The organism is Micromonospora sp. Llam0, assembly GCF_003751085.1.
In the GTDB taxonomy this organism is placed as follows: domain Bacteria; phylum Actinomycetota; class Actinomycetes; order Mycobacteriales; family Micromonosporaceae; genus Micromonospora_E.
Genome location: NZ_RJJY01000001.1, coordinates 2,638,059 through 2,652,277, shown reverse-complemented (window position 1 = coordinate 2,652,277; position 14,219 = coordinate 2,638,059). Strand labels below are relative to the sequence as shown.

The following is a 14,219-nucleotide window of genomic DNA, read 5'->3' as shown; positions in this document are numbered from 1 at the left end:
GGAATTGGGGTTCAGGCAATCCAGCTTTAACCATGACGCGCGGGTCCCTCGTCGCCTCGTTTCATGCGTCTGAACACGAGCGGTGATTTCCTGGCATGCTACGGTTCCCTTCACTTTTCAGATCCAGGTGAGCCATTGGACCCAAGAATTTCCCTTCGAATTCTTCCCAACTGTGCTGGGGATATGACAGAGCGCCTCGTGGCGCAGTGTGGTCGCTGACCGTGTTCGATCCGGCGTTGCCGGGGCGCAGCAGCATGGCCAGACTTTCCGCGGTGTTGGCGCACCACGCCCCGAGGGGGTGGTGTCCGTAGCCCTTCTTGAAGGTGGCGGCCGCGCCCTGCTTGTCACTGTGCGCGGTGATCAACGTGGCGTCCATGTCGATGACCACCCACCCGGTCAACGGTTTCCCGGCCACGGTCAGCCACGGAAATCCCTGCGGCCGGCGGGCGAGGAGGTCCCATACCCGGGCGCGGACCTTCGCCCGCGCGGTGGCGATCCGGCGTAACGCTGTCTCGTCCAGCCCGGCCAGAGCGCGGCGGACGGTCGATTCCGACGGCGGATCCGCGAACACCAGGGCCTGATGCGCCAACAGCCCGATATCGGACATGCTCGTCGCGCCGAGCACGATCGCGGTCGCCAGACAGACCAGCACCGTGCCCCGGTCCCACCACCCCGGCCCGCTCCCGCGCGGCAGGACCTTGTTCAACGCCGAGGTCAGACCGGTCCGGTCCGCGCACTGCCGCAGCAACACCGCGCCCGCGTGCCCGACCAGACCCTTGCCGCCCACGGCCACCCGCAACCGTGTGGCCCATCCCGTACTCTTACTCACCGGAAAGGTGCACCCGTTTCTGCTATGGATATGACTTCGACACTCACATCCTTGCAGGCCAGGTGCATCTTTCCCTTACCGGCCTCGATGACCTAATTCTCCCACTGACTGGGGGAGGCTAAGCCTCGATCCACCGATGAAGGTTTGACCGGCAGGACCCCGGCTACAGAAAGTGCCCTCTGAACTGGAAGGATAGGAGTTCTGACGCTTCTATCACTCGGTTCGAGAGGGCACCTCGCAGGTGAGAATACGCCAGGACGCGCCGGTGGTGCGCGCGACGTTCGACGATCCGAATCTGGTGTCGTGTGCCGGTCTCGTTCCGGTGATGCGCCTTGCCGAGCAGGCCGGTCTGCACGACGCGGTCGCAGACCGGGTCAGGCTACCGACGGACAAGGGCGCGAACCCGGCCGGCAAGGTCGCCACGATCGTGGCCGGGATGCTCGCGGGCGCGGACAGCATCGACGACCTCGACATCGCCCGGCACGGCGGCATGCGGTCGCTGTTCGGCGGCGTGTACGCGCCGTCGACACTCGGGTCGTTCCTGCGTACGTTCACCCACGGGCACGTACGGCAGTTACAGGCCGCCGCCCGCGACACCCTGATCGGTCTGACCGGCCGGGCACCGATCCTGACCGGCGCCGACACCCTGTGCTTCGTGGACATCGACTCCATGCTGCGGCGGGTGTACGGCAAGCAGAAGCAGGGCATCGGGTTCGGCCACGCCAAGGTCGGCGGCTACAACGTCTACCTGCGCGGCTACAACCCCCTGGTCGCGACGCTGTCCACCCCGCTGTCCGCGCCGGTGATCGCCGCCACGAGGCTGCGGTCGGGTAACGCCGGCTCGGCCCGGGGCGCCGCCACCATGATCGCCGAGGCCATCACGACCGCCCGGGCATGCGGCGCTTCGGGGGAGATCATGGTGCGAGCGGACTCGGCGTTCTACGCCAAGACGGTGATCAGCGGCTGCCGGCGTCGTGGCGTGCGGTTCTCGGTCACCTGCCGCATCGACCCGAAGATCCGCGCCGCGTGCGACGGCATCGCCGCCGACCAGTGGGTCGACATCACCTATCCGCAGGCCGTCTGGGACGAAGACGCCGGCCGGTGGATCTCCGACGCGCAGATCGCCGAAACCACGTACACCGCGTTCGCCGGCACCCGACACGAGGCGACCGCCCGGCTGATCGTGCGCCGCGTCCGCCGCGACGACCCGCAACAGATCCCCGGCCAGGACGAACTCCTGCCGACCTACCGGTACCACGCCGTGTTCACCGACAGCCCGTACACCCTCGTCCAGGCCGAAGCCCAGCACCGGCAACACGCGATCATCGAGCACGTCAACGCCGACCTGATCGCCGGGCCCCTCGCCCACCTGCCCTCCGGACACTTCAGCGCCAACGACGCCTGGCTGACCTGCGCCGCGATCACGCACAACCTCACCCGCGCCGCCGGACACCTCGCCGCGGGCACCTGGTCGACCGCCAGACCCGCCACCATCCGGACCCGGATCATCACCGTCGCGGCCCGCCTCGCCCACCGGGCCCGCACCATCCACCTACACCTGCCCGAGTACTGGCCCTGGCAGGCGGCGTTCGACAACCTGTTCACCGCCGTCCAGCCGGCACCCGGCTGACCACACCCCACCAGCCGAAACCAGGCGGCCCGACCACAGGCCACAATCCCCGTTCCACCTCGAACCCTCACCCTCGGAGCAAGCCGATCACGTGATCGGCGACTCCCTCACGCCCGCCCCACCACCCCAATACAGAAATGTTCAACCAACATTTAGCGGCAACCGCGTCGGTGGATCGAGGCTAAGTAGCGGCTCTCGGTAGGTGCCGGCGTAGAGGTCGAGCCCGTTGACCAACTGACGTACGCGGTCGACCACCATGTCGTACTGGCGGTCCCGCTCTTCCTTCCAGCGCTGCCCAAGTTCGCGGTCGACGCCCGTGGGCAGGACGGCGCCGTACTTCTGCGCCGCCATCGTCATCTGCACGATCAGCGTCTTGACCTCACGGCGGGCGCGCAGCCCGGCGAGGATGTCCTCCTTGCGGGCCTCCAGCCGAGGCTTCGCGGCATACTCGATGGCCAGCGTGACGAAGCCGGCGGTAACGACGGCGGTCCACACAGTGCTCCAATTGACGTCTGGCATGGGCTCCCGCTCCTCAGTCGTGATAACCGGCCCGAAGGTAGCCGGGTGCCGCGAGCGGGGGCTGCATACGCCGCCGTGGATGCCACCCGGACGGGCCTGGCCAAGCTGCCCACCGAAGTGGTGGCACTGGCCCACCCACCACGAGAACGTCCACTTCTACGGCCGTTTCGACCTGGACATGGACACCCCCCACCTGGACCTCGATCAGGCCCTGGCCCGCGCGGTCGCCGCCCGGTGGATGGGTCTGCCCAGCGGACCGGACCGCGGTGAGTGGTGACGTCACCGCCATGCCGTAGACGCCGCGCGGCGGACCCAGTGCTGCGGGTGCGGACAGGTCCCCTACGTACGCCGACATTCCGTTCCGGATTGACATCACTGGGTGCGGCCCGCGCCATTCGGTTGCTGCCACGTACCCCGGCAGAAATGGGTGGCCTCCCTCGCCCACGAGCGAGGGAGGCCACCCGTGATCATCTCCAGGCTTCTGCGGCGAGCGGGTGCTCCTCACCGGTCAGGCCGGCCAACGCCACCGCGACCTCGTGAAGTGTTGCCCGCACGTAGGTTGCTGTCGATCCGCTGGCGCCGCCGTCGGTGTGGCCGGCGTAGGCGCTGGCCACGGCGTGACCGTAGGTGCGTTCCACCCAGGTCAGGGTGGTGTGCCGTAGCCAGTGGGTGCTGATCTGCTGGGTGTGCACCCACCGCAGATGCTGCCCGATCCGCGCCCACAGATAGTCGTAGCGCCGGTAGGTCAGCGCGCGACCGTCGCGGTAGCGCAACAGCGGCCCCTCCCGGTCGCCGTCGCCGCGTTCAGCGTGGTGGGCTAACAGGTGTCGCGTCAGCGTCGGCGAGACCGGCTGCCAGCGGGAGGTGCTGCCCTTCTCCCGCAAGAAGATCAGACACTGGTCGGTGTCCAGATCCTTCAGGCGTAGCCCGAGCGCCCCGCCGCGGCGGCAGGCCGTCTCGGTGTGTAGCCGGATTAGCAGTGCGTCCAGAGCCGGGTCATCGCCGGTGCTGGCCGCCACCTCGTTGATCTGGGCCAGGCGTGCGTCTCCGATCGCGCGTCGGGTACTTGGCAGCCGGCGCGGCTTGTCCACCTTCAGCGCCGGGTTGTCGGCCGCATCGAGGTATCCGTCCGCCACGGCCCGCCGGTACAGGCAGCGCAGCGCGGCCACCAAGTGCTCGGCGGCGGATCGGCCGCCCCGGTTGTTGCGTCGGGCCACCACGTTGGCCTGCACCTGACGCGTAGCTGTTCGATTTCCGAGGGGCGGGGTTCGTCGATACACCGATCGCCCCATGCCTCCACGACGCGGTTCCAGTACGAGCCGTACGCACGCCGGGTACCTGGCGACACTGCGGCGGCCACGACCGGCACGTACTCGGCGAACGTCGGGGCCGGTGGACGGGTCGGCCGTACGTCCAGCAGGTCGGACGGGGCGATGCCCATTCGCTCCAGCAACAGCCGGGCCGCCTCCAATTCCGGCCGCCCGGCAACGCTGCGACTCACGACGCCTCACCTCCCTCGACGGCGGCGTGAACATCGGCGAGCAGCCGGTCGAGCACCGCGAGGGGATGCGCCACCAGCACACCGCTGGCACGGATGGCAGCGAGCAGCACGCGGTCCCCGGGGGTCAGGCCGCACCACCGACGCACCGCCAACGGCAGGTGTAGATGGCCGCGATCGTCGATGAAGTGCACAGCGTCAGCCGCTGGGCGGGCCACGATGGTGCCGGCCTTCTCGCGGATGTCCAGCCGGGTGCCCGGCATCCAGCAGAGCACACGGACGATACTGCGATCGGCGACCCGGCCGCTCTTGTCCACCGCGCTCAACGCGTACGCGGTGTCCGACGCCCGTGGGTATCCGGCTGCCAAAGCCGGTATGGGAAGCGGCCCTCGAGCCCGACCCGCAGGGCCGGTGCCGCCACCACCGCCCGGGGCCACCTTGGGGATCACCGGCGGCACGAACGAGGTGGTCACCACGACCACCCCCGCCCGCAGCAGGTGATTAGCGATCGGGACGAGACAGGGTAGATGAGGTGTTCAAAGACGCTTGAACACGAACACGTGAACCTGCGCATAGCTGCGGAAAACTTGTGTCCGAGGGGGGACTCGAATCCCCACCGTCCGCAGCTACGCGCACTTTGAGTGCGCATGCGCTGATACTACAGCCTCACTGGCCGGTGCCGCAGATCGCATTTGGCGAAGCTCTGGGGGAGCAGCGAAGTGCGGTTTCGGCTTGCGTCAAGCCTGTGCAAGGAGAAGCTGCGGTCGGCCTGGAGAAGACCTCCTGGGCTCGCGGCTGATGATCGTCTCTCGGACGACGGCGCCCACCAGCAGGCCGCAGCTGACGCTGTACCCGCGAGCCGACCCAGGACGGGGCGTGTCGCGTGAACCCGCGTTCCACCACTCCGCCCGCCAACGCTTCCGGGCACACCTGACGACGATCCTCCAGATCACTCGGTGTTCAATTCGCAACACCTGGTCCCGGACCAGATCACGGTCGCCATTGCCCAGGCGCCCGGAGCTAGGCGCAAACTGTCGCTACCGTCAGTGACGAGCGCTTCGCGGCAGATCCGGATTCGTCAGTCGCTGCGTACCATTGCCGCTTGCAGGTGTTCCCGGGTGTCTTCGTCGAAAGCGACGAGTCTTATCCGTTGGACTGCGGTTGGTGTGGTCTTGATCGTTGCCACGGCGATCCGGGCGGCTTGGTCGGGAGGGAACCCGTATACGCCGGTGGCGATCGCGGGGAAGGCGACGGTCCGGGCGCCGAGTTCGTCGGCGAGTTGCAGGCTACGTCGGTAGCAGGAGGTCAGGACGTCGGCTTCGCCGTGGTCACCGCCTTCCCAGATCGGTCCGACGGTGTGGATGATGTGCCGAACCGGCGGGTCGAGGTCGAACGCCGGGGTCGCCATCGCATCGCCCGGCTCGCAGGGACCGATCGCGCCGCCGGCCTGTGCCAGGCGAGGTCCGGCGGCGCGGTGGATGGCACCATCGACACCGCCGCCGCCGAGCAGCGACTCGTTCGCGGCGGTGACGATGATGTCCACGTGTTCCCGAGTGATGTCGCCCTGGACGATCTCGATCGTTGTCACAGCAGGATCCTGGCACACGCGACGTAGCGATACCTGCCCGCACGTAGGCTCCCCGACCGATCGGCGGCAGATCCGGGCGTCGTGCCCCGCAGGTCACTACCTCGCACTTTGGGCCTGGCATCCTGCCGGTGTGGAAGAGTGGACGTACAACGGGACGACCTTCCAGATCAACTCGATGTACCTCCTGCCGGAGGACGCATGGACCTATGAGCTGACTGGGTGGTACCGAACCTCCGGCGGGGTCGCCGTGGTGATTCCGGATACGACGCCTGCCGGTGTGCCGTTCACGCCGGCGGACGCGACTTATGCCTACGTGGCCTTCGCTGGAGGGCCATTGCCCTGGCCGGTGTTGCTGCGCTTTATCCGCTTCGTCGAGGCATCCGGCGACATCGTGTCCGACCCGGCGACCGCGACCGCGACCGCGAGCGGTGACCTCTCTCTATCCGTGAACTCGTGGCGCTTCGCGAGCCAGGCTTTCGAGGTCACGTCCTACCATGACGGCCAGCACGACGGCTGGTGCTACGAGCTCTACGAGGTCAACCCGACAGACAGCTCAGATGGCTACATCGACGTACGCATCCCCGACCTCCAACCGGGTGGCGGACCGTTCGTACCGGCCCCCGCAGGGCAGGTCACAGTTATCGGGCACCGCAGCCCGACGTTTCCCTGGCCGGTCTTTCGACACTTCCTCGACGGCATCCTCGCCAGCGGTGACATCCGCGACTATGAGCAAGATCAATGACCTGACCAGCCGGCGGTACGCCCGATCGGCAGCAGATTAGAGAACCTGCGGACCGGAGGGGATTTGCCTTCTTGGTCAAGGTGGTGTGAGACACCCCGTGTGAGTGGGGTGCTGACCTGAGGGCGGGGATCGGAGATCCTTGTGTACATGTCCACTTCATCTGGCAAGCAGTCGGCGGCCAGCGGCGGGGCTGATCCGGCGCCGAAGCCGTCGCGGCGGGTCTTCAGCGCGGAATACAAGCTCGCGATGGTTGCCGAGTACGAGAACGCCCCGAACGGAGAGAAGGGTGCGATCCTGCGCCGGGAAGGCCTGTACTCGTCGCACATCGTCGAATGGACACGGGCCCGCGACGCCGGGCAACTCGGCCCCGATGCCCCTGCGGCGATGGGCGCCGGCACCGCGGCGGTCGGGTCGCGGGTGAAGAAGTCCGCGGAACAGATCGAGTTGGAGAAGCTGCGCCGGCAGAACGAGAAACTGCAGGCGGACCTGAAGAAGACCCGGATGGCGTTGGACATCATGGGAAAAGCGCACGCGCTCTTGGAAGAACTCTCCGAGAGCGCGGACAACGACAACCCGCCGAGGAGGTCCTGACCGCCGTGTTCGGCGAGTTGCGCGATGCGGACATCTCGGTGCAGCGGGCGTGCGCGTTGACCGGGACCTCGCGGGCGACCTACTACCGGCGGGCGCGCCCGGTCGGTCCGCGACACGGGCCGTGGCTGCCCCGGAACCCGCCGCCGCAGGCGCTGAGCCCGGCCGAACGTGACCGGGTCCTCGCGGTGCTGAACTCGCCTGCCTACGCCGATCTGGCGATTCCTCAGGTGTGGGCGCGGGAACTCGACGCGGGCCGCTACCACTGCTCCATGTCCACGATGTACCGCATCGCCCGCGCGGCGGGGCAGAGCCGGGAACGACGCCGACTGGCGACCCACCCACCCCGGGTACGGCCCGAGCTGGTCGCGACCGGACCCGGTCAGGTGTGGTCCTGGGACATCACCGCGTTGAAGGGACCTGTCAAAGGCGTCTGGTACCGGTGTTACGTCGTCATCGACATCTACTCCCGCTACGTCACCGGCTGGCTCGTCGCTGGCGTCCGGTCCAGGGCGTGGGCGAGCCAGGTGGTGCGCTGGCGGTGCTCGTTGCGCAACGCGACCAGATCCAGTTCGACGCCGGGCAGAGAACCGCGCCGCTCCAACTCACTGACCTGCTTGTCCATGGCAACCATCAGCTGGCGATCCAGATCGCGCACCGCGTCGGTGAACTGCTGAGTGCAGAAAGCGATCCGTCCCCGTACTGGGCCGGTGAAGACGATGTCGTCGTCCGGGTCGAGGCGCTGGTTCCACCAGTCGATTGTCACTGTGTCGTCGTCGGTGCTGATCGTGCGCCAGCAGCGCACCTTCGGGGCGTTACGTAGGTAGCCGAAGTCCAGGTAGTGATCGCCGCACCACTCCTCGGCCGTGGTGTCTGCATCGGATTCGTCGTCTCGGGCGGTCCAGGTCGTGGCGTCCGCTTCGATGAAGGGCAGCAGGTCGGCGGGCATCGGTTCCAGAATCGTAGGGAGTAGCTGCAGCAGGTCTTCCCAGAGCCGTACGACGTAGTAGTCGGCGTACGGCGGATCGTCATGGCCGTCGGCGTACCGTCTCGGCGGAGTAGCGCAGCAGCTGATGTCCGTTGAGGTCGAGCCAGTACCAGCCTTCGGTGAGTCCGAACCAGTGCAGCGTCTGTTTGTCCCGACCCCAGGGGTGCACCTGGTCCAGCGGGCGTAGCTGGAACTGGAAGCGGATTGCCGGTTGTGTCTGGCGTACCGGGCGGTGGTCAGCCACAAGGGTCGCCGCTGGTCCGCTCGCCGGCCGTTGGGCTGAAACGTTCGGCGAACGCCGCGCGGACCGGTGTTCCGGGCAGGTTGTCGCGGATGGCGAACACCACGTGATCGAAGTGAGCGACCGCGTCCAAGGCTTGGGCGAACGCGTCGGCCACGGTCGCGGGATCGTTGCGAAACACCCCGCACCCCCACGCACCGAGCACGATGCTGCGATGCCCGTGTGCTGCGGCGACTACGCGCAGCTGCCATCAGCCGGGTATGCACCCGCACCACCCGCTGCCCGGCGCGCAGCAGGTCACGTTCCGGCCGGCGGGTCATATGCCGGCAGTCCTCGACGGCGAAGGTCACCTGGGTCCATCGGGCGGACCACTCCAGTGCCTGGAGATGGCCCTCGTCCGTGGCGGCGATGGTCCGTTCACCTAGCTTGCGGCCAAGGTCGTCAACTGCGACCAGCGTAGGGTGCGTTTGTGGGCGTCGGTTCCGATCACGGTCATGCCGGCTCCTCACCGCAGACAGGGGGCAGGTCCACGAGCCGGACGAGGGGGCATGCCTCAATCGAGCGTTCGCAGGCTCCTATCAAGCCACTCCCCGCCCGGCGCGGTGTCCGACGGGGCCGCACATCAGGACAAGCCACCAGCCGCGCGGGCCGGGGCAACGAAGAAACGAGCGAACCCCGCCGGACATCGATCAGCCTGGCATTAACACGAAGAAAGCCGTGGCCCGTCTGAGGATGTCGACGTCCTCGCGGAGCCGGCGGTTCTCCCGCCGCAGCCGCGCCAACTCGTCGCGTTCCTCGCTGGTCAACCCGTCCGACCGGGTGCCGTTGTCGAGGTCTGCCTGCCTGACCCACTCGCGTACCGCGGTCTCGGTCAGGTCGAAGTCCCTCGCGACCTGCGCCATCGTCCGGTCACCCCGCCGGCACACCTCGACGATCTCCGCCTTGAACTCCGGCGTGAACGCTCTGCGCGGCCGGCGTGGTTTCTTGCCCATGCCTTCCATGATGAACATCCTCCCGAGGAGCACACAGCCCCTCTGACCTGGGATGTCCGTCAAACCGGGTCAGGCCCAAGACCGTATGGCCCCAGGTGGGCATCCCAGATTCGTCGACCGGGCATCGAAATTCTGCGGTGTCCCGTGCGGCGGACACTGGCGCGACGGTACGGCCCGTACGATGGCGGACGGTGTTGGTTCGTCCCGTCCGTAGGTTGGGTGGGGCGTCGTAAGAGGGAACCCGGTGTGAGACCGGGACTGCCCCGCAGCGGTGAGTGGGAACGACCGCCGTCAACGAAGCACTGGACCGTAAGGTCTGGGAAGCGACGGCCAGTAGGCGACCGACGTGTCACGCCCACGAGTCCGAAGACCTGCCAGCACTGCGCACGCCGCACGGTGTGCGCCGCCGGCGGCTCCTCGGGAGGGCCAGGGCGGAAGCTGGTACCTCGCCGTACCCTGCCTTCCTCCCCTCCCGTGTCCGCCGGGCACTTCGAGGGAAGGACCCATTGGTGACTACCGCATTCGGGCAGAGCACTGTGCTCGGCTATCCGCGCATCGGCGCCGACCGTGAGCTGAAGAAGGTCCTCGAGGCCTACTGGGCGGGCGGCATCGGCGCCGAGGAATTGGAGAGGACCGCCGCTGAGCTGCGGTCCGAGGTCTGGCGGACGTTGGCCGACGCCCGGCTCGACGCGATTCCGTCGAACACGTTCTCCTACTACGATCACGTGCTCGACACCGCTGTCGCCGTTGGTGCGATCCCTGGCCGGTTCGCCCGGCTTGGGCTCGGCGAGTTGGACACCTACTTCGCGATGGCGCGCGGGGCCGACGTCGAGCCGGCGTTGGAGCTGACGAAGTGGTTCGACACGAACTACCACTACCTGGTGCCGGAGATCGACCCGGGCCTCGTCTTCCGTCCGAGCCCGGCGAAGGCGTTGGGTGAGTACGCCGAAGCCCGTGAGCTGGGTATCACCACTCGACCGGTGTTCGTCGGGCCGGCCACGTTCCTGCTGCTGGCCAAGGGCGACGACCCGTTCTCCCGGCTGGACGAGCTGGTCGAGGTGTACGTCGATATCCTCGCCGCGCTGGCGGCTGCAGGGGTGGCCTGGGTGCAGTTGGACGAGCCGGCCTACGTCGCCGACCGCACCCCGGCCGAGATTGACGCCCTGCGCGGCGCCTACGCCCGCCTCGCGGAGGTCACTCAGCGGCCGAGGATCTTCGTAGCCACCTACTTCGGTGAACTCGGTGACGCCCTGCCCGCGTTGCTGGACACGGCGGTGGAGGCGATTGGCCTGGACCTGGTGGCCGGGCCGGCAAGTATGAATCGGCTCGCCGCAGCCGGGCCGCTACGCGGCCGGACGATCGTCGCCGGGCTGGTGGACGGCCGCAACATTTGGCGTACGGACCTGCAGGCCGCCGTCGCTGTCGGAGCGAACGTTGCCGGGCTGGCCGACCATGTCGCCGTCGCCACCTCCTGTTCGCTGCTGCACGTCCCGGTCGACCTCGCGGTCGAAGGCGGGCTCGACCCGGAGCTGTCCGCCCGGCTGGCGTTCGCCCGGCAGAAGGTCGATGAGGTGGTCCTGCTCGGCAGGGCGCTGCGCGACGGCATCGCGCAACTGCCCCCACCTCTGCCGGTCGCTTCGGTCGGGTGGCGGCGCGGCGACGTGCGTGCCCGGCTGGCAGCCCTCGGCCCCGCCGACCGCCTGCGTGGCGACTATCCGGATCGGGCGGCCGCGCAGCAGCAGCGGCTGGGGCTTCCGGAGTTGCCGACGACCACGATCGGGTCGTTCCCGCAGACCGACGAGTTGCGTCGGGCCCGCGCCGCGTACCGGGCTGGTCGGCTCGACCACGACGGCTATGTCGAGCGGATGCGCGCTGAGGTCGAACACGTCATCCGACTGCAGGAGAAGCTGGGCCTGGATGTGCTGGTGCACGGCGAACCGGAACGTAACGACATGGTGCAGTACTTCGGTGAACAGCTGGACGGTTTTGCGGCCACGGAGCATGGTTGGGTCCAGTCCTACGGCTCCCGTTGTGTCCGCCCGCCGATCATCCATGGCGACGTGGCCCGCAAGGCCCCGATGACGGTCGACTGGTCCACCTACGCCCAGTCCCTCACCAAGCGGCCGGTCAAGGGCATGCTGACCGGCCCGGTGACCATCCTGGCCTGGTCGTTCGTCCGTACCGACCAGCCGCTGGCCGACACCGCCGACCAGGTTGCGCTCGCCCTGCGCGACGAATGCCGGGATCTGGAGGCGGCCGGAATCCGGGTGATCCAGGTCGACGAACCAGCCCTGCGGGAGACCCTGCCGCTGCGTAGGGCCGGCCAGCAGGCGTACCTGGACTGGGCGGTCGGCGCGTTCCGGCTGGCGACGAGCGGCGTCGCCGATGATACTCAGATCCACACCCACCTGTGCTACTCGGAGTTCGGTGAGGTCATCGCCGCGATCGATGCGCTGGACGCCGATGTGACCAGCATCGAGGCGTCACGCTCGAAGATGGAGATCCTCGACGATCTGGCTGCGATCGGCTACCGGCGCGGTGTCGGCCCCGGGGTGTGGGACATACATTCGCCCCGGGTGCCCTCCCGCGACGAGGTGGTCGAGGCCCTCCGTAGGGCAGTTGCGGCCGTACCGGCCGGGCGGTTGTGGGTCAACCCGGACTGTGGTCTGAAGACCCGTGGTTACGCTGAGGTCGAGGCGTCGCTGCGGCATCTGGTCGTCGCCGCTGCGCAGCTGCGCGGGAACTGACGAGGCTGGCGCCTGGGCGGACACCACGTAGGTGTCCGCCCGGGCCGGACCCGGGGTAGGCCATGAACGGTGCGTGTCGCCTGGCCTACGGATTCGGCGGGCGCTGATCTACAAGACATGGAATCACGCTACGCCGGACTGCTCACGGTGCTCGCTTCTGGCGGTGTCCGTACAGGAGCGCGCCGTCCAGGACGGCGGACGGGTTGGCGCCAAGATTGAGCCGGTCGGGGGTGACGCCGGCACGCACGAGCAGGTCACCGAGTGCTGCGATCATGGCGCCGTTGTCGGTGCAGAGCCGTACCGAGGGCACGCGGAGCCGGACGCCGGCGGCTGCGCAACGGTGTTCGGCGAGGGCGCGGACGCGGCTGTTCGCGGCGACGCCACCGACGAGCAGAAGCGTGTCGACCTGGTGGTCCCGGCAGGCAGTCAGGGCCTTGCGGGTGAGGGTGTCAGCTACGGCCTCCTGGAAGGACGCGGCGATGTCAGCTACCGGCAGGGGGTGTTCGCGGTGTTTCTCGACCCAGCGGGCTACTGCGGTCTTGAGGCCGGAGAAGGAGAACTGGTAGGGCGGGTCGGCCGGTCCGGTCATGGGACGGGGGAAGGCGACCGTGTCGGGGTTGCCGTCGCGGGCGACCCGGTCGATGGCGGGACCCCCGGGGTAGGGCAGTCCGAGGAGGCGGGCGACCTTGTCGAACGCCTCTCCCGCGGCGTCGTCGACGGTGTCGCCGAGGTGGATGACCGGCTCGGTCGCGAGGTCGCCGACCAGTAGGAGGGAGGTGTGCCCGCCGGAGACGATCAACGCGACGCTGCGGGCGGGCAGGGGACCGTGTTCGAGGACGTCGACGGCGGCGTGGCCGGCGAGGTGGTGGACGCCGTAGAGCGGTACGCCGAGACTGAGCGCGTAGGCCTTGCCAGCGGCGAGGCCGACCTGCACTGCGGTGGCGAGGCCGGGGCCAGCGGTGGCGGCGACGGCGTCGATTTCGCCGATGTTGATGCCGGCGTGGTCGAGGGCGTGGCGGACCATCGGGGTGATGGCGTGCAGGTGGGCGCGGGCGGCGACCTCGGGGACGATCCCCCCGAAGCGGGCGTGTTCGTCCATACTGGTGGCGAGGGCGTCGCCGAGGAGGACCCCGTCGGCGACTATGCCGACGCCGGTCTCGTCGCAGGAGGTCTCGATGCCGAGGACGATGGGCATCGGTCAGCGGTCCGGGGTCGCGTTGACGCCTGCGCCTACGCCGGGATGCTCGGCGCTGGCGGTGATGATCCTCCTGCGAAGTTTGGCCGGGAGCCGGTCGACGTAGACGAGGCCATCGAGATGGTCGACCTCGTGCTGGAAGCACCGGGCCAGGGTGCCGGTGCCGTCGAGCCGGATCTCCGTTCCGCGTACGTCGAACCCGGTGACGGTGGCGGTGGCACAGCGGACCAGGTCGGCGTGCTGGCCGGGTACGGACAGGCATCCTTCGACGTCGGTGATCAACTCCCGCTGTTCCGGTAGGTGCAGGACCGGGTTGACGATCGCGGCGACAGTGTGGTCGCCGGTGGCGTCAGGGCAGTCGACGACGAAGATCCGGGCGTCGACGCCGATCTGGTTGGCGGCCAGCCCCACGCCGTGTGCGGCGTACATGCTGGCGAACATGTCGGCCACGAGCCCGGTGAGGGCGTCGTCGAAAACCGTCACCTCGGCACAACGGCGGTGCAGGACGGGGGATCCGTATCTGGTGATGGGGTGTGGGGTGCCGGTCGATGTCTGCACAACTGCAAATTATAGGCAACCGCAAAGTATTGGCAGGAAGCTCCCGTGGGTCTGTGGTCATGGCCTCGGTCGGCGGTGGATCGGCGGCCGGTGCATCACCGTAG

The 14,219-nt window shown here is 68.4% G+C and carries 16 protein-coding genes, 1 pseudogene and 1 riboswitch; of the genes and pseudogenes, 6 read left to right on the top strand and 11 right to left on the bottom strand.

What is annotated here, in order from left to right; all coding sequences use genetic code 11:
* Positions 1 to 61 precede the first annotated feature (61 nt).
* A complete protein-coding gene (locus tag EDC02_RS11830) occupies positions 62 to 793 on the bottom strand; it encodes a transposase (RefSeq protein WP_233606310.1) in 732 nt (243 codons plus the stop codon).
* Positions 794 to 1,070: 277 nt separating this feature from the next.
* Here EDC02_RS11830 and EDC02_RS11825 point away from each other — a divergent pair, with 277 nt between their 5' ends.
* Positions 1,071 to 2,459 carry an IS1380 family transposase gene (locus EDC02_RS11825; protein WP_199757597.1) on the top strand — a complete coding sequence of 463 codons (1,389 nt, stop codon included), beginning with the start codon at positions 1,071 to 1,073 and terminating at the stop codon, positions 2,457 to 2,459.
* Positions 2,460 to 2,600: 141 nt separating this feature from the next.
* On the opposite strand, the gene EDC02_RS11820 is transcribed toward EDC02_RS11825, so the two are convergent.
* The gene (locus EDC02_RS11820; RefSeq protein WP_148083432.1) at positions 2,601 to 2,978 is read right to left on the bottom strand and encodes a hypothetical protein; all 378 of its coding nucleotides are present in this window, start codon (positions 2,976 to 2,978) and stop codon (positions 2,601 to 2,603) included.
* A gap of 79 nt (positions 2,979 to 3,057) precedes the next feature.
* On the opposite strand from EDC02_RS11820, the gene EDC02_RS39525 reads away from it, so the two are divergent.
* On the top strand, positions 3,058 to 3,255 hold the full coding sequence (locus EDC02_RS39525) for a hypothetical protein (protein ID WP_148083431.1): 198 nt from the start codon (positions 3,058 to 3,060) through the stop codon (positions 3,253 to 3,255).
* 190 nt (positions 3,256 to 3,445) lie between these two features.
* Here EDC02_RS39525 and EDC02_RS11815 read toward each other — a convergent pair whose 3' ends face one another.
* The 3 genes from EDC02_RS11815 to EDC02_RS11805 form a co-directional block, all read right to left on the bottom strand.
* Complete coding sequence (locus EDC02_RS11815; RefSeq protein WP_233605877.1) at positions 3,446 to 4,210, bottom strand: site-specific integrase; 765 nt, start codon at positions 4,208 to 4,210, stop codon at positions 3,446 to 3,448.
* A 265-nt stretch (positions 4,211 to 4,475) separates the two neighbouring features.
* Positions 4,476 to 4,844: an AbrB/MazE/SpoVT family DNA-binding domain-containing protein gene (locus EDC02_RS11810; protein WP_199757596.1), complete on the bottom strand. Its 369-nt coding sequence runs from the start codon at positions 4,842 to 4,844 to the stop codon at positions 4,476 to 4,478.
* Between the two features lie 710 nt (positions 4,845 to 5,554).
* Positions 5,555 to 6,064, bottom strand: a complete 510-nt coding sequence (locus EDC02_RS11805; RefSeq protein ID WP_123601986.1) for an O-acetyl-ADP-ribose deacetylase — start codon at positions 6,062 to 6,064, stop codon at positions 5,555 to 5,557.
* Between the two features lie 130 nt (positions 6,065 to 6,194).
* Here EDC02_RS11805 and EDC02_RS11800 point away from each other — a divergent pair, with 130 nt between their 5' ends.
* The 3 genes and pseudogenes from EDC02_RS11800 to EDC02_RS42790 all read left to right on the top strand — a co-directional run.
* Positions 6,195 to 6,806: a hypothetical protein gene (locus EDC02_RS11800; RefSeq protein ID WP_233605876.1), complete on the top strand. Its 612-nt coding sequence runs from the start codon at positions 6,195 to 6,197 to the stop codon at positions 6,804 to 6,806.
* Between the two features lie 147 nt (positions 6,807 to 6,953).
* Entirely contained in the window at positions 6,954 to 7,397 is a 444-nt protein-coding gene (locus EDC02_RS40210) for a transposase (protein ID WP_158632161.1), read from the top strand.
* Positions 7,398 to 7,666: 269 nt separating this feature from the next.
* Positions 7,667 to 7,837 (top strand): annotated as a pseudogene (locus tag EDC02_RS42790) (IS3 family transposase); the annotation flags it as partial.
* Positions 7,838 to 7,866: 29 nt separating this feature from the next.
* Here the strand turns inward: EDC02_RS42790 and EDC02_RS40205 are convergent.
* From EDC02_RS40205 to EDC02_RS11775, 4 genes are all read right to left on the bottom strand, one after another.
* The gene (locus EDC02_RS40205) at positions 7,867 to 8,373 is read right to left on the bottom strand and encodes a DUF5984 family protein (protein ID WP_255500586.1); all 507 of its coding nucleotides are present in this window, start codon (positions 8,371 to 8,373) and stop codon (positions 7,867 to 7,869) included.
* Positions 8,374 to 8,422: 49 nt separating this feature from the next.
* Positions 8,423 to 8,626, bottom strand: a complete 204-nt coding sequence (locus tag EDC02_RS42345; protein WP_123601984.1) for a DUF5984 family protein — start codon at positions 8,624 to 8,626, stop codon at positions 8,423 to 8,425.
* Entirely contained in the window at positions 8,619 to 8,804 is a 186-nt protein-coding gene (locus tag EDC02_RS11785; RefSeq protein ID WP_370461444.1) for a hypothetical protein, read from the bottom strand. The genes EDC02_RS42345 and EDC02_RS11785 overlap by 8 nt, the downstream gene beginning before the upstream one ends.
* A 508-nt stretch (positions 8,805 to 9,312) precedes the next feature.
* Positions 9,313 to 9,615: a transposase gene (locus EDC02_RS11775; RefSeq protein ID WP_158632159.1), complete on the bottom strand. Its 303-nt coding sequence runs from the start codon at positions 9,613 to 9,615 to the stop codon at positions 9,313 to 9,315.
* A 178-nt stretch (positions 9,616 to 9,793) separates the two neighbouring features.
* A riboswitch (cobalamin riboswitch) is annotated at positions 9,794 to 10,009 on the top strand.
* A gap of 115 nt (positions 10,010 to 10,124) precedes the next feature.
* On the opposite strand from EDC02_RS11775, the gene metE reads away from it, so the two are divergent.
* Complete coding sequence (gene metE, locus EDC02_RS11770; protein WP_123601981.1) at positions 10,125 to 12,362, top strand: 5-methyltetrahydropteroyltriglutamate--homocysteine S-methyltransferase; 2,238 nt, start codon at positions 10,125 to 10,127, stop codon at positions 12,360 to 12,362.
* A 142-nt stretch (positions 12,363 to 12,504) separates the two neighbouring features.
* Here the strand turns inward: metE and tsaD are convergent, their stop codons facing one another.
* On the bottom strand, positions 12,505 to 13,557 hold the full coding sequence (tsaD, locus tag EDC02_RS11765) for a tRNA (adenosine(37)-N6)-threonylcarbamoyltransferase complex transferase subunit TsaD (RefSeq protein WP_123601980.1): 1,053 nt from the start codon (positions 13,555 to 13,557) through the stop codon (positions 12,505 to 12,507).
* 3 nt (positions 13,558 to 13,560) lie between these two features.
* Positions 13,561 to 14,115 (bottom strand): peptide deformylase, encoded by a 555-nt coding sequence (gene def / locus EDC02_RS11760; RefSeq protein WP_123601979.1) that lies wholly within the window; start codon positions 14,113 to 14,115, stop codon positions 13,561 to 13,563.
* Positions 14,116 to 14,219: the final 104 nt, after the last annotated feature.